The sequence below is a fragment of the Aquimarina sp. TRL1 genome (assembly GCF_013365535.1).
GTDB classification, from domain to species: Bacteria; Bacteroidota; Bacteroidia; order Flavobacteriales; family Flavobacteriaceae; genus Aquimarina; species Aquimarina hainanensis.
Map to the genome: position 1 here is coordinate 4,627,086 of NZ_CP053590.1, position 20,191 is coordinate 4,647,276.

17 protein-coding genes are annotated in these 20,191 nt (G+C 36.6%); 7 read left to right on the forward strand and 10 right to left on the reverse strand.

Going from position 1 to position 20,191, the window contains the following annotated elements:
- Window positions 1-170: 170 nt before the first annotated feature.
- From HN014_RS19045 to HN014_RS19060, 4 genes are all read left to right on the forward strand, one after another.
- Window positions 171-698 (forward strand): hypothetical protein, encoded by a 528-nt coding sequence (locus HN014_RS19045; RefSeq protein WP_176030431.1) that lies wholly within the window; start codon window positions 171-173, stop codon window positions 696-698.
- A gap of 1,270 nt (window positions 699-1,968) precedes the next feature.
- Window positions 1,969-3,417, forward strand: a complete 1,449-nt coding sequence (locus HN014_RS19050) for a GH25 family lysozyme (RefSeq protein ID WP_176030432.1) — start codon at window positions 1,969-1,971, stop codon at window positions 3,415-3,417.
- Window positions 3,418-4,025: 608 nt separating this feature from the next.
- Window positions 4,026-4,721 (forward strand): sensor histidine kinase KdpD, encoded by a 696-nt coding sequence (locus tag HN014_RS19055; RefSeq protein ID WP_176030433.1) that lies wholly within the window; start codon window positions 4,026-4,028, stop codon window positions 4,719-4,721.
- Entirely contained in the window at window positions 4,708-5,457 is a 750-nt protein-coding gene (locus HN014_RS19060) for a LytTR family DNA-binding domain-containing protein (protein ID WP_176030434.1), read from the forward strand. Before HN014_RS19055 ends, HN014_RS19060 begins: the two co-directional genes overlap by 14 nt.
- 495 nt (window positions 5,458-5,952) lie before the next feature.
- On the opposite strand, the gene HN014_RS19065 is transcribed toward HN014_RS19060, so the two are convergent.
- From HN014_RS19065 to HN014_RS19110, 10 genes are all read right to left on the reverse strand, one after another.
- Window positions 5,953-7,083 carry an MFS transporter gene (locus HN014_RS19065; protein ID WP_176030435.1) on the reverse strand — a complete coding sequence of 377 codons (1,131 nt, stop codon included), beginning with the start codon at window positions 7,081-7,083 and terminating at the stop codon, window positions 5,953-5,955.
- Window positions 7,084-7,105: 22 nt separating this feature from the next.
- Window positions 7,106-8,485 carry a PDC sensor domain-containing protein gene (locus HN014_RS19070; protein WP_176030436.1) on the reverse strand — a complete coding sequence of 460 codons (1,380 nt, stop codon included), beginning with the start codon at window positions 8,483-8,485 and terminating at the stop codon, window positions 7,106-7,108.
- A 12-nt stretch (window positions 8,486-8,497) separates the two neighbouring features.
- On the reverse strand, window positions 8,498-9,580 hold the full coding sequence (locus HN014_RS19075) for a gamma-aminobutyric-acid receptor subunit beta (protein WP_176030437.1): 1,083 nt from the start codon (window positions 9,578-9,580) through the stop codon (window positions 8,498-8,500).
- Window positions 9,564-10,835, reverse strand: a complete 1,272-nt coding sequence (locus tag HN014_RS19080; RefSeq protein WP_176030438.1) for a glutamate decarboxylase — start codon at window positions 10,833-10,835, stop codon at window positions 9,564-9,566. Before HN014_RS19080 ends, HN014_RS19075 begins: the two co-directional genes overlap by 17 nt.
- Before the next feature lie 35 nt (window positions 10,836-10,870).
- Window positions 10,871-11,650 carry a hypothetical protein gene (locus HN014_RS19085; RefSeq protein WP_176030439.1) on the reverse strand — a complete coding sequence of 260 codons (780 nt, stop codon included), beginning with the start codon at window positions 11,648-11,650 and terminating at the stop codon, window positions 10,871-10,873.
- A 215-nt stretch (window positions 11,651-11,865) separates the two neighbouring features.
- Entirely contained in the window at window positions 11,866-12,330 is a 465-nt protein-coding gene (locus tag HN014_RS19090) for a DUF2589 domain-containing protein (RefSeq protein ID WP_176030440.1), read from the reverse strand.
- Window positions 12,327-12,527 carry a hypothetical protein gene (locus HN014_RS19095; RefSeq protein ID WP_176030441.1) on the reverse strand — a complete coding sequence of 67 codons (201 nt, stop codon included), beginning with the start codon at window positions 12,525-12,527 and terminating at the stop codon, window positions 12,327-12,329. Before HN014_RS19095 ends, HN014_RS19090 begins: the two co-directional genes overlap by 4 nt.
- A 14-nt stretch (window positions 12,528-12,541) precedes the next feature.
- Complete coding sequence (locus HN014_RS19100) at window positions 12,542-13,156, reverse strand: DUF2589 domain-containing protein (RefSeq protein ID WP_176030442.1); 615 nt, start codon at window positions 13,154-13,156, stop codon at window positions 12,542-12,544.
- Window positions 13,157-13,225: 69 nt separating this feature from the next.
- Window positions 13,226-13,882, reverse strand: coding sequence for a DUF2589 domain-containing protein (locus HN014_RS19105; protein ID WP_176030443.1), 657 nt, complete (start codon window positions 13,880-13,882; stop codon window positions 13,226-13,228).
- Window positions 13,883-14,211: 329 nt separating this feature from the next.
- Entirely contained in the window at window positions 14,212-14,799 is a 588-nt protein-coding gene (locus tag HN014_RS19110) for a hypothetical protein (protein ID WP_176030444.1), read from the reverse strand.
- Window positions 14,800-15,094: 295 nt separating this feature from the next.
- Between HN014_RS19110 and HN014_RS19115 the strand changes: the two genes are divergently transcribed.
- The 3 genes from HN014_RS19115 to HN014_RS19125 all read left to right on the forward strand — a co-directional run bounded on the left by HN014_RS19115 (window position 15,095) and on the right by HN014_RS19125 (window position 20,180).
- Window positions 15,095-15,841 (forward strand): LytTR family DNA-binding domain-containing protein, encoded by a 747-nt coding sequence (locus tag HN014_RS19115; protein ID WP_176030445.1) that lies wholly within the window; start codon window positions 15,095-15,097, stop codon window positions 15,839-15,841.
- Window positions 15,838-18,747, forward strand: coding sequence for a histidine kinase (locus HN014_RS19120; protein ID WP_176030446.1), 2,910 nt, complete (start codon window positions 15,838-15,840; stop codon window positions 18,745-18,747). Before HN014_RS19115 ends, HN014_RS19120 begins: the two co-directional genes overlap by 4 nt.
- A gap of 119 nt (window positions 18,748-18,866) precedes the next feature.
- Window positions 18,867-20,180: a sensor histidine kinase gene (locus HN014_RS19125; protein WP_176030447.1), complete on the forward strand. Its 1,314-nt coding sequence runs from the start codon at window positions 18,867-18,869 to the stop codon at window positions 20,178-20,180.
- The last annotated feature ends 11 nt before the right edge of the window (window positions 20,181-20,191 follow it).

Below are 20,191 nucleotides of genomic sequence, written 5' to 3' on the forward strand. Positions count from 1 at the left end.
ATACTGAAAAGTCTTTTTCTGTACTTTACATCATTTTTATCTTCTTTCTAAATTTTAAATATTTTCTAATTTCCATCCCTAAAAACACGAAGTTTATAGCCAAAAACTGTGGTTCTATACCATTCCTCTCGATTTTTCTCTTTCTAATCAGGCATTTTTGAACCCTCAATATGAATATCAGGAAGCTACTATTTCCTGTGATTTCATACCTACGAATCAAAGAGCAGGAGATTCGAAAAAGTAGCTACCTCCTTCTCGTATTGATTCCCCGGGCGGAATCTGAAAAGCCTTTATTAAATAGAGTAAGAATCATAATCTTTATAAACATGGGATATAGAAATATCGCAGCATCAGGTCGCGAACGACCTGTTTATGCTTCTGACAAGGTAACTAATGCATCTGAAGTTAGCGCGCTGGTTACCAAGATCAGAAAAGATCTGGGTACTGCAGAAATGAATAAAGTAATCATCTACATCCTTTCCGGGACACACGGGAATACCCAGGGAGACCTTGTAGGAGAAAAAGTGTTTTTTGCAGAGGATAAAACCCTTGAACTACAAACCGTAAAAGCGGTCAATGTCAATCAGGATACCCCTCCAAATACCTGGAAAAAGTATTTCGGTGCCTCTAAGGCGATTGTAATTCTCGCCTGGTGTTATAGTGACCGCTGGAAAGGACTGGCAACCTATAACAAGTAGAGAACTCTTGTACCATTTGTATTTTACATATACCGGCAAAAAAAATATGTTTTTTTCAGTATACTACCCCGGGACAAACCTTGTGGTAATATATCTTTTGGCGATGCCAATATATCAAGCATAGCAGCGCTACACTGTTTTTATAACACTGAAATGAAAAAGAACATTTCATTCCGGTAAATGTAAGGTACGAATCGTATGAGTCTCCTCGTCAGACAGGCGAGGAGAACATCCACGCACTGTAGCGGGTTCATATCAATATGTATAATGAATTTGTTGAAACAAGTTCCGTAAGATACATCGTGATATACTAATTTTAGTTGTACCATTTGTATTTTGAAAGTACTGACAAAGAAAATTATTATTTTTTTGTTTCAGTAAAGAAAAAAATCAAGCATAGAGCGTTACGGTTTATTTCTATTCTGAAACTAAGATGAAAAAAGAACATTTTATTCCAGTAGCTTTAAAGTATAAATGGTATTCGTTAAATAAACTCGGTGTAAACAGATAAAACTGTATCAGAAGTACCTCTTTATTCGTAGGGGGTACCTTCTAGCAGTTATATCTCGATTACCGGGTAATGGGCAAAAAGCGATATCCAAAGGATATCGCTTTTTTTGTCTTATATTATTTTGCTTTGAAATTGCTCGGGTAAACTACCTCGAGACAATTCCACGAGCTATTCGTTAGAAACAAATTTTAATTTCAAGGCACGCCTAGCAGTAGCATCCTCTTATAAGGATTCCCCCGTAGAATATCCCCTTAGCGTATCTTATAAGTACACTATGGATACATACACTTACTGATATCCCCTATAAGACGCGTTCCAGGTATTCTCAAACTACTTCGAAGAATGCTTTTAATCAATCGAGACATTACTGTAGCACTCATCTATCCTATTTTTTGGGCAACCTCCCCATAAGCCAAGCCCTTTTTCTATTATTTTGGGCAAACAGCTATTAATAGAAAGGCTCAGAACCCGTTTCGGAAGCCTTCGAAATAGTAAATTAACGCTTCGAAATACTTCCTGATGGGCTTGTCCCCATCCTCAAAGGGAGACTCCCCCTTGTTTGGTATCTACAACTGTAGAAACAGGAATTTAGCTGCTTAATAATATGATTCCCTTACCTAAGGAAGTTTGCTTATCCACGGTTCCGGTTTCTATATCACCCCATGTGCAGTTTACAACCAAAAATCAACACTTTATACCATCTCTTCCTTATAAGCTACCCATTTTCTGATAGCTTTCGGTTATATAATAACACACATCATGAAACAATTTAATGAAGTACAAAAGCAACTACTGGAACGTCTGGCACAGCGTAGTGAGGATACAGAAATCCAGATGATTGACTTTCTGGAAGAGGTCTTTTTTAAAGCAGCAGCTGGGCGCTCCATGATCTTACAACTACAGGCAAAACAAGCCATTTATTACATGCCTGTATTGACATTTTCGAATCCTCTCAAAAAACATCAGGAGATTCAACAATTAGTAGCCCTTATCGAATTATTGCAATTCCTGGAAACAGCATCTTATATCACCTTACACAGCAAAAATATCTTGAAGGAACGAACGATGATATTCCTCAATGATCAGTTTATCGCCCCTAAAACAGTAGATGGGAAAATAATTCTCAACGCCCGGGGAGACAACACCTCTCAATCAGAAATCATCCGGGATAAGGATGGCAAAGTGATCTACAAAGGGGTTATTTTTACTACAAATGCTTTTTACCGGATGAGTCAATTGTTCACCGGAACCTTATGCATATCCCCAGCGATCAAACAGTTGATTCCCCCTTCTGCTGATACAAAAGAAGCTCCCCCCATACCCAACCATACTCCTTCCCTTGCATCTCTTTCATTTTTTAGCAAACTAAACCTCATCATCCATATAATGATGCTCCTCCTCATAGGTACTGTCGTATTTCTGGGATACACCTATTACCGCCCTACATCACACGAATCCACTACACCAAAAACATCTGATACTGTAGAAAAAGAAGTAATGACAACAGAACTAAACGTGCAGCAACAATCCGGAAGAAAAAAACGCCTGGTAACAGATAAACAACCTACCTCCCCTGCTTCTGACAAGTATTACGGAGCAAACCTCTCTTTATACCCGTCTAAATCCTTAAAGCAACTGGCTAAAAACGAGGCGATGTCTTTTGCTATTTTTCAGGCTTCGAGAGGTACCTGGTATAAAAATGCCCGCTTAAAAAAACAGTACGCTTTTGCGGCGGAGCATAACTGGTTAAAAGGTGCCTACCATATGTATCTTGCTAACAAAACCCCGGCAAGACAAGCAACTAATTATTATAAGGCTTTGCAAAGGATTGATTCTCTGGAATTACCTCCTATCGTATATCTTTCTCAAAAGAGTTTTTCTAAAAAATTGAAAAAAACAGTACCGGAATTCCAAAAAGAATTTATCCATTTTCTGAAACAACTTAAGCAAAAAACAAAGAAAACCCCTATCGTTTATACAGATACAGGTACTGCCAACACCTACCTATCGGATGCGAATGCTCCTTTTGGCAATTATCCCTTATGGCTTATTGACACGACCCAAACAACGACTCCTCAACTCCCTGAGGCATGGAAGAAAAAAGGCTATGTAGTTTGGCAAAGAAGTGATTATCGAAAACCAAAAGGAACAAGTAAAGAACTGGACATTAGTACTGAGAATATGAGAAAACTATCCTATTCATACTAAATCTCTGTCTGTAGAAATGATAATGGTGTTACTTCTTATTACTGAACAGATAACCACTATGTTGCGGTTTTACAAAAATGCTCTTTTAGGTATTTTCACCCATATACACTCTACGTTTTATCCATATTTTTACTCACTAAGTAAGATGTAAATGCTCCGACACTGGTATTGAAATATTCTATAGTGGTTTTCTTGGGACACCTTGAGTGCTTAGCCCGAGACCCCTGACTTTTTAATGTTTGCCTACAATGAAACAGAAGGGTGCTAAGTTTTAGCCCCTGTCTGAGGGAATACTCCCCAAAAGATATTCCTAAGTAATGTACAAACAATAGCCAGGGGATAAAGGATACAACGAATATCGAGATCTGCAAACGGGTCACGGTACTTTTTAGTAATCAATACCCTTCTGAAAACATACAACTGGGAAAATTGTATAAGGGATATATAAAAGATGTAGTTGATTAATTCTAATTTATATTCTTATCGGTTTTATAATACTCTCCTTTCTTAGTCTTATCAATTTTTGTTATTGCTATAAACTGCTACAGCAAAGAAGAGCTTTATATAAAAAGAATAAAGCCCTGGCAGAAGCGAATCAACAAAAAGATATGATGCTGATGATGGTGGCTCATGACCTGAGATCCCCTCTATACCAGTTAACCCATCTCTGGAGGCGTGCCATACAACTGGCAGATCACAAAGAATACAACAAACTTACTGATACCCTACACCAGGGAATCACTATGAATCAGCACACCTATCAGTTTATGGATAATATGCTCAACTGGACAATGCTGCAAAGTAATCAGCTACTGTTTCAAAAAGAACATATTCATGGCAATGCCCTTATTGATCAGGTACTTCATGATTTCCGCATGAAAATCACAAACAAAGAGATTCGCATTCATAAAAATATCCCTAAAGACATCTATATCCATGGAGATCTGCATTCTTATAAAGTTATTTTTCAAAACTTTATAGACAATGCCCTCAAGTATTCTTTTCAGAAAGGAACCATCCGGATTGTAGCTTCCTATATCAGTACTATGGAGTATTGCAAGTTCACGATCCGAGACTACGGAGAAGGCATGGAATCAGATACCGTACACAAACTATTACATACTCAGGAACGCGTACAAGAACATCCTGAAAAGAAAAATAGTATGGGGATCGGGTTTCAGTTATGCAAACAGTTATTACACAAAAACGGAGCTTCTATTACAATAGAAAGCAAGAAACATATCGGAACCACCATCATACTAACGATACCAACATTAAAATCACACAATCATGTCAAAAATTAATATTCTCATCATTGAAGACGACCCTTTTGAGGCAGAAATTCTGGAAACATGCTTAGTACAACTACAATACAATGTGGTAGCCATTACCTCTTCATTACAAGAAGCTACTCATTTGTATTTTTCTTCAGAAATCGATCTGGTTATTATTGATATTTTTCTGGGAGGAAAGCCTAAAGGCATCAAATTTGCTGAAATCATTTCCAAGCACCCGGAAGCCATTAAACCTTTTGTCTTTTTGACCAGTTCTACTTCTAAGCTGGTATTTGATACTGCCAAACTAACCCACCCATATGGCTACCTTCTAAAACCATTCAATGAACTACAGTTACAATACGCATTGGAGTTAGCACTGGAAAAATTCGCCAACACTCCTAATACATTTATAACAGCACCGTATGCTTCTTTATTAATTGATAAAACTTTTTTTATCAAAAAAAACAACATTCTGATCAAAGTAAAATTATCTGATATTTACTGTATCGAAGTAGAAGATCGATATAGCAGTATTAAAACCGCCCAGGAACGATTTATTATTCAACTGTCATTAAAACAATTTCTTGCCAAAATAAACACCCCTAATTTTATCAGGGTACATCGCAATTACGTAATTAATATGGATAAAATCGAGCGGGTATTTTTATCGGACAACCTCATCGTATTGCAAAACAAAGCAAATATTACCCTGGGCAGGCAATATCGGCAGGAGTTTGTTCGGCATTATGAAATCCTAACATAATGACAATATCATTTGTATTTTGAATGTCCTGGCTAAGAAAACTAATTTTTCTGTTTTAGTAAACTGACTGTATAAATTACTTTTTCTCATTCTTATCCCTTTTATCTGTAACACAACCTCCGCAGTGCTCCGCATTGTAAACCCGGATTATGCATTAGCACTTCGTTATGAAGTTCGATCATATGATACATTATACAGTCATCTATTTTGAAATAGTTTAGGTCCGTACTATATTTTCTAATACAGAATCCGGGTTACCATTATTGAGGGAACCCCCTCGGTTTAAGGATATGAGTTCTTATACTAAGAAGTATCCTCTCTCAGAAAAAGGTTACGAGGTATTTCTATACGTATCTGGTTATTTATTCCTTCTGGCAGCCCTCTAAAGGTTCAATCAGAATAGGTTCTGAGCTATATGAAGCTAGGATATTACATAAGAAACGGGAAGGTTTTCTTCCCGTTTTTATATGTTATGTGTCATCGTATTGATTCCATCTATAAATTACTAATTGAGCGCTTGGTGATAAAGATCAAATACAGAGTAGCTGCAATGACAATTGTATATGTCAATCCTTCTTTTCCTATAAGATCCATACTGCTTCCTATAATACAAACCCCTAAAAATCCTCCCAGTGCATCCATAAAAACAAAGGAAGCATTGGCTGATATCTGATCTTCTTTCCTAAAGACCTTACCGATATAACCTAAACCGGTGGCGTAAATTCCTCCCATACATCCTCCCCAGATAATCAGCATAATCAGTGCCACTCCCAAACTGGCATATACAGCCAGAGCCAGAAACACCGCACAGATTACGGAGATAAATACACAAGCATATATAATGCGAATACGATCGATAAATACAGATAAGGAACTGACTAAAGTTCCAATACTGACACTCCCAATCATAAACATGGTCACTAATAAGGAGGACTCGCTGTAAGATAAACCATTCGCTACACCATAGATGGTTAAAAAAGAAGGCAATCCAAAAAAGCAAACGCCCCCCAAAAGTGCTGACAGCATTACGATTTTGGCATATTTAAAAATAAATCCGAGACGGATGGTGGTATCCGTATGAATGCTTGGTTTTTGCCGAATCCCAATCAGCAAAAAAATCGGAATAACCGGAAGCATGCTATTGAGAAGGAAACGTACATTCATATCATCTATAAATTGTAATACTACCGGACCAGAGGCTATCCCTAATGATAAGGATGCTGAATAAAGTCCCAGAAAAAGTCCTTTTAACTTTCCTTTTGCCATCAGGTTTAACCAGGTCTGTATTACAACTAACAACATACTAGTTGTCAATCCATACATAAAAACCCCTAACAACCATCCTATAAAGCTTTCATTCATTCCCAGAAAATAGATACAAAACATCCGAATCATAGAGGCGCCAACAATTGTTTGAGTAATCCCTAATTTTCGTACAGCCAGAGACACATGCTTAAACAAAAGGATGGTGGCTAAAATCTCAAAAGACATCACAATTCCTATCCATGTGGTCGTATAGTTTTGTGCCTGCATGGTCAAAGGAAAAATAATATAGTTTATACCCGAGCTTACCTGAACACAGAAGGTGGATATGATAATAATTACAGGAATAATTCTACCAGACATAAGATTATTTTTAAAAAAAGGGTTATTCTTTGTGTTTTTCCAAATGCATTTGCAGTACGATTCCCGAAACATCAGATGCTGTTAATGGAATGACGACCATATGATATCGTCCTAGTTGATTTATTAGGGTGGCTAGATCAAACTCCCGGGCATTGCTATGACTGTTGCTATCAATAGCGGGGTGATGGTAATTTCTAAAATATGCCGCAAAGTTTTCTGTATACCTTCCTTCAATACGACAGTTTAGCTTGATATGGGTAATATCTTCTTCTATCATACCTATTTTCATCCGTATCGTATTAGAACAGCCATTATCGGCTACAAAGGCAATGAGCTTCGCTACTAATTCCTGACAATAGATAACGGAAGGACCGTATACCCTACTCGGCATTTTTGTTTCCTGACTGATCTCTAATACTATCTGTCGTGTACTCATTTCTAATACAAGACCTGAAAACAAGTCATCGAGATCAAAATTCTCATACCCGATTAATACAGCGGCTTGCTCCTGCTTACTCTCTTTATAGGCTATTACATGGGTAATCCAGTTGTACAATTGTTTTTGATACTTCTCCTTTTGGACTCCTCTATACAACAACCTATTATTGATTTTCTTTAGTACTGCTATACTTTCTGAATTCGCTTCTCGTATCGTATGATGTAACTGGTCCACTGTCTGAATATACAGTTGACTATTATCAAGAGTTTTCTGTGTATGCTTACGAATATACAAGATTAACAACCCTATGATTAATCCTATAAAAAGAATAATGACTGCAGACTTTTCGAATGCAATATTAATAGGTTCCAAACGCTTGTAAAAGTTATTTAATTCCAGATCCATTCCCAATACACCTACAAAAGTGCCTTTAGAATCATAAAATGGCGCGTATCCACTGATAAAAATCCCCCATTCATCCTGATAGGCATTCGAAACAGTTGTGGTTTGTTCTTTTAGGGCTGTCAATAACTCCGGAGCAGGATCTGTATACGGGTCCATTAGAGCTGGTGCCTGATCCGGTACCCCATCATTATCATTATCATCCTGCGGACTGGGGTTCAGTACAAAATACACCTCATCATCCCTAAGTACCGTGGTATATATATAGCGGATGTCTTTAGACGCTGCTCGAATCTTTTCCAGCGGATCATTATGTGCTATAAACAGACTATCGCTTCTGTCAGTGTGTTTATTAAATAATTGGTGTTTATCTCCGTCAATGGTAGTAGCTGCTGCTTCTACATTTGATTTTAGTCCGATTTTGATCTCTGCTTCTAAAGCTTCAATAGATTTCAGGTAGGTAAGGTAAGTAGAGAAAAAGATGAGTACTACTACGATAAAAGCAGTTGTAATTGCTTCTGTTTTGGGTCTGATATGGGCCATTATTTTATGCGTATTCATAGGATTCGTTTTTTAATATAAAAATGCAATAGCTTGTAGTATCGTAAGCACAAAAAATGCAATGGGGAATATATAGCGACAGTAGCGCATCAGATTTTTATACGATGCCTTGGATTTTTTCTTCAGGATAGAGTTCCCTATGACAATCATTACCAGATTGATGAATATGCTCAGATACCCCAGAGTAATCAGTGATTCTATAAAGGTTCTATACGGCAAATTAGGCAGTATACTCGAGGCATTGAAGTTAAAAGCTACCAGAGTTAACATCAGGGTAAAACTGGTCGCTAGTTGATCAGACATACTTTTAATCCAGAAAACAGACCACGATATACTGATAATAAGAAATAATGGAAAAATGAACTGCCAAAAATAATAGACTACCGAGCGCGTAGCTGTAATTTCTATATTATATCTGGAAAAACTAATAGGATCTTTTTCATTTAAATGAGAATATTTATGGGCACTGATAAATGCTTTTTTATCTGTGATCTTCCATTCTTCGGTGATCTCACCTTGCGTATAATACAGCTCCGGGGTTACTTCTGAAAAGAAAAGAGTATTAGTATCATAGGAGAAGCCCTCTAACTGTACGACAAATTTCTGGCTGTCAAAAGGAAATTTCCTAAAGTTCATCTCTGTCGTAAAAACCGCATTAAACCGTTCATTATATGTGATTTTCCCATTGGGATGAATGATAATCTGTTTATTGGATACATTGCGGTTTCCGATTACATTAATAAACTCAAATGCAGGGATCCATATCAACTTTCCAATAATCTCATCAGCATTGTTATTTTCATAAATTCGTATATCCTGAGCAGCTTTATCAAAAGCATCATTATACCAGCTTGCTACAAAATATCCATCAACACTATAGGTTTCGTCTACGGTATTAATCCCATAAATCTTATTCACCTGTATCTTGACATCCATCGCTACCGGCGTTTTTGGAATACCCGCTAACTCAGGATGCGTTATTAATCCGTCTGCATCATCCGGCTTATCATTTCCATAAACAGTCAATATACCAAACAATAAAACCGAAAACCACACGAAACAGCTCCGTACTATATGATCAAGTAGTGTATTCATTTTTTACGATTTTATAACATTCTTCCAGATCTTCTACTAATCGAAAAATCATCTCCAGTGTCATATCTTTTCTGATGACAATTCGCATCACCGTATCTTCTAATTCCCCAGAGAGTTTATAATAGGGTAACATCCACTTTCGCTTTCTTAATAACTCAGTATAGATCACTAAAGGGAAAGAGGGTTCTTCTGTAAACTTAAATGCTACTATGGGTAAGGTACTTTCTGACACCAGTTGCAGGAAATTGCATTTTTGAATGGCTTCTGTCAGAATCTCGGCATTCCACAAACAGTTTTCTATAATATTCTTATACCCATTCATTCCATAATGCAAAAAGCAGAATTGCTGGGCTATAATCAGGGAAGATGAACGGGAAAAGCTTACCGTAAAAGATTTTGATACCCCATAGAGGTATTCTGCAGTAGTTTTTAATTCTTCGGGGAAACAGTTTTGGTCTCTAAACAAAAGCCATCCCAAGCCGGGATATACCAAACCGTACTTATGTCCGGAAAGGTTTATCGACTTTACAAGGGGTAACCTGAAGTCCCATCGTACTTTTTGCAAATGTGCTACAAATGGATATACAAACCCTCCGATGGCTGCATCTACATGAATTCCTACATCCCATCCGTATTGCGTATTAACTGCTTCCAGCATCTCATTGATTTGTACAATCGGGTCACAAAATCCTACATAGGTGCATCCCAGAACTGCCACTACTCCTATGGTATTTTCATCAATAGAGGCTCTCACGGCTTCTATCGGGTATTCATTAACAATATGAAGGGGGACTTCCCTAACCTGGATATCTAAAAACCGGGCAGATTTATGCCAAGATATATGTGCATTGCTACAGAGCACCAAATTAGGATCTCCTTGATTTCCATTTTGTTTCCATCTCCATTTAGCAGCCAGTAACGCCATAAAAATCGCTTCAGAAGAGCCTGTGGTAGAACTTCCGCAAATATCATTCTCATCGGGTACATGTAATAAATTCCCTATAATTTTAACCAGACGTTCATGAATAATGGTCGTTTGTGAATACTCATTTTTATTAATCATATTCTTTCCCAGAGTGAGTTGTATAAGTAACTTTGCCTCAGCAGGCATTTCTATAGCTGTATAACTTCCCAGATCATAATTAGGCAATCCATCTTTTTCTAATTCTTTTGATATTCGTTCCAGTGCTTCATAGGCAGGGATTCCTTCCTGAAGCACATGTATTTTTTCATAAGGCGTGTTATTATTTTGCATAGATCAAACAAGGTTAAGTTAGGTTATGATGTTAATTACTGTAAACTCAGGTTGCATCCTGCCTGATAATGAGTGGTCTTTTCTGCAATGATATAGGTGGTTCCTAAAGAAAAAGAAACAACTGCCTTTTTATGCAATGTTGTATGTGCTGCTAATCTCAGCGTAGCATCTCTAAACCCATCAGTAGCTGGTATCCCCTCAATAGATACAGTATTACTGCGATAGGCTACACTTCCACTCAAATCTATATATTTCCCTTTCTTTTTGAAGAGTGTTTCGTTTACCGTAAGAATGGTATAGATCTCTTCTTTATTATTAACATAAATCTGTAGGTATGGATTGAGGTATTTCGTATAACCGATCCCTGCTGTAACTTCATAAAAATTGGTATTGTACTCCACTCCCAAAGCACTATCAGCAGGCGCATAATAATACACCCCACCGATGGAAAAAGAAATGTTTCTGGCGATTTCATTTTGATAACTCATCGTAACTGAGGTTTCCAGATTATGGGTAGTAGACTTTACTCCAAAACTCGTCCAGATATTAAGTGATAATCCGGTATCATATAATGTATAGGTAGTACTGGGCTGTATGGCTTCATAATCTGTTACAATATCCCTCCATATATAATTAGACGTTACATATAGCTGAAAATCCAATACACTGGGGGGTTCTTTTGTCGGGGTATCTGATATTTTTGATATCATGGGGGTTTCTTTTGGGATTTCAATAGGGATAGTGTCCTGCCCCATCAATACGGAAGGACAAGCTACCCACAAAAGAAAATAACTTAGGTAGGTTGGTTTATTCATGACCATGGTTTTAATCGTTTATTTCGTTGTTTTTTTGCGGTTGTGGAGTTGGGAACATGCTTCTTTTACTGTAGCAGTTTCATATCATACACAGGTACACTACTCAGCGAAATACATGGTGTGTATACATACTGTTACGGATAGACAACAATGAAGTGATACTGTAAGAAACAAAGGATATTTTATTGATTTTCAAAAGATATACAATCTCCTTCCTAACCAGGTATCTGAGCTCGCAGGGCTTTCTCATACCCCTCGATCAACTTATTCAACCCTTCTGTATTTTCCTGAGGTTTGATGACTAAATCTAACTTTGCTGAAGGTTGTTTGGTACTGGTATTCCACTCTGAATTTTCTGCTGATTTATTACTAAAGCTTACCAGGAGCTCATCATTCTCAATAGCAATATCTAAGTTGGTCGTGAATCTTAATTCTTCAATTCTGGCAGATGAAATAGGCACCACTGTCAGCAAAGGAACTTCTACAATATGCTCGGATACGGTACCGTCTGTGGTTGTCCTGGGGTAATTAATACTTACTGTTTTGGCGGTATATCGTTCTGTTTCTTCATCCTGATCAAAAAAATCATTGATGACCTGATCTTGAGAGTTTGCTAAGGTCGCATTGGCGATCTCAGCTGCATCATTGATAGCTTCTACTAGTTTCTTTAATTTAATCATGGTGCAGTTTTAAATGAGTTTTTCTTTATTTTATCGAATTCTTCCATGGAGGAGGCTACAGTATCCTTACTCTCCCGGGATAACTTTATACTTGCATTACACCCACTACAGGTAAATCCTTTCCCCTGCAACAGGATGTGTACATCAAAGGGTATAGGGGTTCCGCAATTCGGACAATTGATACGTTGTTCAAACATGATATTTCTTGGTTTTATTTATTGGCTGTTATTGCTTTTCGCTCCAATGAACTCGAGCTGATATTCTTGGTATATAAGTCTAATAATGCTGTAAATCCTACTGGTAAGGGTAAGGTTCCTGCATTCATCTCTACAGACAACTTTGATGCATTGCGCCTTTGATATTGATTTTGTTCTTTAGTACTCGAGTCATAGCTCACAGCACCTTTTAGCTGTGCTTCATCTTTCCCCTTTTCCCCTTTTTTAGTAGTTGTAACAGATTCATCATTTTGGGATATGATTTCCAAATCAAATTTTACATTGACTTCTTTTACCGACAATGAATTAAACGGAATCAATGTCAGTAATGGAACCTGAAATGTAGAGGTAACTTGTTCCATTTTGGGCGTTCCTTTCTCTTCCTTATCTGACAAAAGTGTATTCTTAGTGATGGTCATGCTAATCATTTTGGGATGATATACATCTTCTCCAAACCCATCATCATTCTCCACATCAAAACAAGTATCCATCAAAAAAGCAGTTTGTTTTTTAGCCATAGCAGCATTAGCACTGGCTGCAGCTACAAATGGAGCCGCTAATAATTGCTCTATTGCAATCCCCTGACTATTATTTGGTGTTTTCTTTGCCATATGATTTATGTGTTAATATGTTGAGAAAAGAGGCACGGTTCCCACCGAACCTCTTTTACACAGCTATGATTATGCTTTAGTAGCAGGTAATTCAATCGGTTCAATAGCATTAGAAAACGCCTGAATGATGGTCGTAACCCCTTTAGGTAATGGCAACTGACCTGCATGTACACCTACTGTATACTTGGCAGAGTTGCTCTTCTCGTAGTGAGAGTTTCTGGATTTGGTATCTTCACTAGAGTAACTGGCAGATCCCTGAATTGTAGCAGAGAAACATCCATATCCTACTTTAGCTTCGAAACTTACTTCTCCTGATTTTTTCTGAGTAGAAGACTCTGACTCTTCTTCTCCATAACTAGATTTCACTTCCATTTCGAACCCTATATCTACCGTTTCCACTGCTAATGAGTTTAATGGAATAATCGTTAGTATTGGCAAATTGAACTTGGTTACCACAGTATCAACTTGTGCCGGCGTATCTACTGTACCATCTTCCTTTAATACAGCAGGAGTTAATACCCCTCGTTCCAATTCCATACTGATCATAATGGGCTTGTAATTATCCCCATCTTTTTCTTTTGAGAAACACGTATCCAATAAAAATTTGGTTTGTGTTAATGCCATGTTCGCATTTGCTTTTGCAGCTGCATTCAACGGTCCTCCTATTAAGGAATCCATAGGTAACCCGGAAAATTGCTGCGCCATAGAGACTAAGTTCTTCGACATAATTTTTTGTTTTAATTAATTTGTGAAATAATTGAATCCTTTCTGATAGCTATATTCTCTACATTCGATGCTGGATTAAAAAGTACAGACCGGTACGATTCCATCTACAGAATGGTACAACATCGAAAAGTCTGAGCGTATCGCTATAGAAAAAAGGGGGGATAGACTGTTGCTTTACTATATTCGTAACTGTTAGCTATATTGTTACTACGCTATTAATCTCTATAAATAATATCCAGAAAACTTCTGCCAAGTTAGACTAATAGCTTCTTAACAATTTCCAGCATATTTCAGAAAACAAATGATAGTTGCAAAAATCCCCCTTTATCTTAATGTGAAAAATCACTTTCTTCTAACAGAGTGTATGAGTATTGCTTATGAGCCGATTTTTTGCAAATTTCCATGAAGAAATTAAAATCTGATGCCTTTTTAAATACCTGACAACCAGCAGACCATTTTTCTACGACTGTAGAGGCTGTTTTAGCATTACTACGGTGAATATTAATCCCAAAAACTCCTTCATAAATCGTTCCGCCTTGATCTATCTTATTGTCTTTGGTATTATCTCTCCAAATCTTTATAGGTCGTTTTTGTTTCAGGGCTTCGTATTTTCCCTGATGCAACCCTACCTCATAGATATTGATATATTGCCCCGGAACAACGATAGCGGTTCCATTTACATTCATAGGGTGTTGTAACCAATAAGTTCCCGGATCTGTAGTGATTGGAAATTCATGTATTTGTGCTGCTCCATTTTCGTCTTTGTAAATCAGATATAACCAGTCATCAAATGAATTAGCGATTAACTGCTCGCTACGCACGCCGATGATGTTTACTGTGAATGGTTTCCCGTCGTCAAAAAACTGATATCCTTTGATATCCAGTACTTCTTGTATTCGTTCTAAGGCAAATTGCATTTCTATATCGTTTTATGGTTTTACACTTACGAATGTAGTGGCAAGCCCAGGCGGATTATGGCTGAAATGGTATGAACCGAATAGCGATGGATATAAACAACCTATTTGCTGCTATAAAGAAACTACCCCGAGGTATTCTCCGGAAGCAAATTTTCAATTTCAAGGCAAGTTTCGGGTACCCTCCTTATTAACAGTCCCCATAAAAATCGACCTAAGTACTTGCTGTTCACGAGCTCTTTTTCGTATTCACAAACTCTTTTTTTGCATCCGAAAGGATCTCCGTATATTTACTTTTATGGGATCTTTTAATGCAATTGTTGTAGATGATGAAGAAAGAGCACGCAATGTGCTGACACAGCTACTAAAACGATATACAACGACTATTAAAATAGTCGCCCAATGTGCTTCGCTTACAGAGGCGATACAGGAAATCAATGATAAGTCACCTGATGTTGTATTCCTAGATGTACAAATGCCTAATTATGCCGGGTATGAGATCGCTTCCTTTTTTGATACCATTGATTTTGAAATTATTTTTGTAACCGCTTATGATCAATACGCGATCAAAGCATTCGAACTAAATGCGATAGACTATCTGGTAAAACCAATTGACAGAAACCGATTAATAACGGCTGTACAAAAATTAGAAGCTAAAATTAGTATTCGAAAAAAACTGGCTGATTATCAATTATTATTAAGCACCATTAAGAAAAAAGAATTTAAACAAATTATTATTCCCGAATTAGGAAACAGACGTGTCATTCCTATTGAAGATATTCTGGCAATAGAAGCAGATGGAGCTTATAGCAAAATTCATTTGGTGCAGGATAAGGTAATCACTACCAGTAAAAACCTAAAGTATTTCGATTCTCTATTCCCTGATGATCATTGTTTTTTTCGATCTCACCGAACCTGGATTGTGCACTTAAAGCATGTAGTATCCTTACATAAAAGTAAACTTATTATTTCATTACTAAACAGTGATTTACAGGTTAAAGTATCAAGAGCTAAGCTTACTGAATTCCAAGAGGTTATACAATGACATCAACACAAGTTACTCCCTCTTTTTATTGTATGCTGATATACTGTTTATTGATAAGCAGTACTATTTTCGGACAGGACCCTTATCATTTTATTATTGGAAAAAAAGAACTCGGTAATGCAGATATATATTCTGTATTGCACACGCGTAACCAACAATTATACGTCGCTACGAACCAGGGGATTTACAGGTATACGAATGGTCAGTTCGACATATTAAAAAGAGCCATGCATCAAAATGGGAATTCCTTTTTTAATTTGCTTGAAGATAAACAGGGGGCAGTATTTTGTAATAACCTAAGCGGGCAGGTTTTTAAGATTGTTAATGATTCTCTCGAACTATATTATTCGCTCCCCAAAGAATATGTAGGTCCCTATGGGGTTCATATCGCTTTTGATTCCCAAAACAATCTGGTGATTGTATCTAAAAAAGCGCTTATACTTTCTGAAAAGAAAGAGGTGCTCAACATATCAAATGACGATACGGTGCTTATGAATTCGCTTCCCAATGGAGACTTGTATATTCTCAGTACAAAAAAGAAAGCACTCATCATTAAAGATGGTACAATTCACTATAGGGATTTCTCTCATCTATATTCCCAAATAAAAAACAATCACTTTCGGAATTTTTTTATGCTCAATGGGCGTTTGTTTAATCAAACAATGGATAAAGGAATTATTTCCTTATCCGATACTTCGATACACAATATACTGCCTAAAAAAACGACCAAGCTCTGTTTTCAATATCATGACAAAGACGTTTGGTCATTAGGTGCGACCAGTGGTATACAAAGAATCCTTCTCAGAAATGACAGTCTGGTAGTTGCGAATCACTTTTTTAAAAAAACCTTTATTTCTACGATGGCCAAAGGGACAAACCAAACGCTTTTCTTAGGAACCTTCAGAGAAGGGCTTATTGTTATTCCAAACCAACATTTTATTACATCCCCTATTACTGCTCGTTATAACAGTATACGAGGATTCGCTGTTAGTCCCCAAAATGCCATTTATACTACAGAAAGAGATCGGGGAATTGTTTTGTATCATCACGATAAAACTACTGTACTTGATACCAGTACCCAAAGAAATTATCATCGTATATTCTACGATCCTGTAATTGATTTTTCGATTAACAAACAACATCCGGGTCTCCTCTATGATGCTCCTTTTACCAAAAATAAAAAATTAGGTGCCTTCAATATTAAAGATATGTTTCGGGTCGATCCACAAACTGCTCTTGTAGTATCCTCCTCCGGCTTGCTTATCTTTGGTAAAAAAAAGATGTTTAACAATATCGATTGGCAAGAGACTGATCGCATATTTTCCAGATACATGCCCATTTCCACCCGATGCAAATCTGTGGTATACGACACTATCCACAAACAGATTGCGTTGGCTACGGTTTCTCAACTCTTTACCATTGAAGACCACCATCAAATCAAAGAATTACTATACAAAAACAAAAGTATCAATGCGAATAAACTTGCTTTTTATGATGGGAAAATCTGGGTAGCAACTCAGGATCATGGGATATTAGTTTTTGAGCATAACAAACTAATCCACTCCTATTCAACAGCAAATGGATTCATCAGTAATACTGTATCTACGCTAAAAATAAAAAACAACGTACTCTATGCCCTGACAGAAGAGGGACTCCTGCGCATTTCGCTATCTGATCACACATTTTCGTATATAGGGATAGGAGAAGGTCTTACGGGTCATATTAATGATATTAACTTCAGTGATGACCGATTGTGGGTATTAAGTAACAATTCGAGTATTTCCTCTATCGAATTGAAAAAACTTCCTGTAGCACCGCCCAATATAGCCGTTTCCTTAGATTCTATTATTGTATCAGGAAAGAAAATCTCCAATACACTTTCTGAAACATTTAGCTATGATAAGAATCACCTGTCGTTTTATCCTTCATATAAGGGGGTTTCATATCATTCTGAAGGAACATTTACTTATAGACTGGAGGGTTTCGAACAAAAGTGGAGTACAACAGCTGCCCTTTCTAAAAAAATCACTTATAAATCACTTCCTCCCGGAAAGTATCGTTTCGAAATAAAGCCACAATATGGGATTACAGCAGGTACCCCACTTACCTACTCTTTTCGTATTGCTCCTCCGTATTGGAATACCTGGTGGTTCTATACTGGTATGAGTCTTCTTTTTTGCCTGGTATTTTTTCTTTTTTTTAAGTATCGCATCTCATTATTGAAGAAAAAAAATCAGGAGAAATTAGAAAAACAAATTCTGCAAACAGACTTATTAGACACACAATTAATCGCCTTACGATCTCAGATGAATCCTCATTTTATCTTTAATGCGCTGAATTCGATTCAAGACCTTATTCTCAATGAGGATACGGAAAACTCTTATGATTACATTGTGTTATTCTCTGAATTAGTCCGTAGAACTCTGAATTATTCGAATCAGGATTTTATCGAGCTAGACAAAGAACTGGAGTTTTTGGAAATCTATTTAAAACTGGAGAAATTACGGTTTGGTGAAACCTTTGCGTATCAAATAAAAGCTGATATAGGAGAAAATGCATTCAGTATTCCTTCTTTACTTATTCAGCCTTTTATAGAAAATGCCTTATTACATGGATTATTACATAAAAACGGATTAAAGAAGTTATCCATAATCTTTTCTTTTTCTGATCAATTGCTATGTACCATTACAGATAATGGGATCGGAAGAAAAAAGGCAAAAGAGATTTTAGATCGCCGGGGGAATCATCATGAGTCTTTTGCATTGAATGCTATAAAAAAACGACTTCAGATTCTTAATAAACAACACGATATGGGAGTCGGATATACAATTACTGATCTCTATAAAGGCGAATTGCCTACCGGAACGCAAATAATTATTAGAATGCCTTATAAAAAAAGATATTAGCAGTAAATTACCTCGGGGGAAGCTACGAGGGTTTTATTAGAAACAAATTTTCAATTTCAAGATAAGCATCGAGCTATTGTGCCTTTTGGTGGTGTCTATAAAACTACTGATCAATACCTATGATAATTAAATTCATATCAGAGAAATACTCCACATTGCTGAATATAGGAATCAGTAGTACTTCTTCTGCCCTGGAGAAAAAACGTTCCAAAGTTCTCAATCTATGCACATTCATTTCTTTATTTACTGTACTGTTTTTTTTCTGTTTTGATTACTTTACTCAAAACCTCAGTTCTTTTAGAACATACCTGCTTATTACCGAATTTATTGTTTTTTCCAGCATACTATACCTACACAAAAAAAAGTTCTTTTTTCTTTCCAGGCTGCTGTTCTTACTTATGGTAACAATCATTATTTTTATTCATGCCAATTATAGTTTTAGAGGGTTTTATGCAGAGTATCAATATATAATCATCCCATTACTATCACTTTTCTTTTTTGATAAAAAGTATATTCATTACCTTATTTTAGCACTATCTATTGTGCTTTATTACTTCCCTAATACCTGGTATCAGAATTACCCTGATCCGTATTTTGGTTATTTGAATGTTGCTTTTATATTTATAGGAGTCTTCCTTATTGTCGACTTTTTCAAACGGCTAAATCAAAAAAATGAAGCCTCATTATTTCGAAGTAATCAATCGTTGGTCATACAAAACAAAACAATTGCTTCTCAAAAATTACTTTTAGAAAAAGCATATAATGATCTGGAAATAAGCAAAAAAAATGAGTTGGCTTTCCTGCAATTGAAATCCCTTCGATCCCAAATGAATCCTCATTTCATATTTAATTCACTTAATTCGATTCAAGATTTGGTATTACAACAAGATACCGAAGCTTCTTATGATTACATTGTATTATTTGCTCAATTAGTGAGAAATACATTACATTATTCGAATGAAAGTTTTATTTCTATAGAAAAGGAGATTGAATTTCTGGAAGTATATCTAGAATTGGAAAAACTTCGTTTTGGGGAGCTCTTATCTTATGATATTACATTCACCCAAGAAAGTCAGGAAGTGGAAATTCCCTCATTACTCATACAACCCTTTGTAGAAAATGCATTAATACATGGATTGTTTCATAAAAAAGGGAATAAAAAGTTGCATGTCCATTTTGAACTGACCACACAACTAAAGTGTTTTATTACGGACAATGGTGTCGGCAGAACAAAAGCAAAAAAAATTCAGAAAAGACAAGGAGCTAAAACATACACTTCTTTTGCGTTGGAAGCTATCAAAAAGCGATTACACTTACTACAAGATCAATATGGAGATACTATAGGCTATACGATTATTGACCTGTATGATGATAAGCAACAGGCTATCGGAACGAAGGTGGAAGTCATTCTTCCGTTTAATCCTATTTTTTAGAAAAACACATA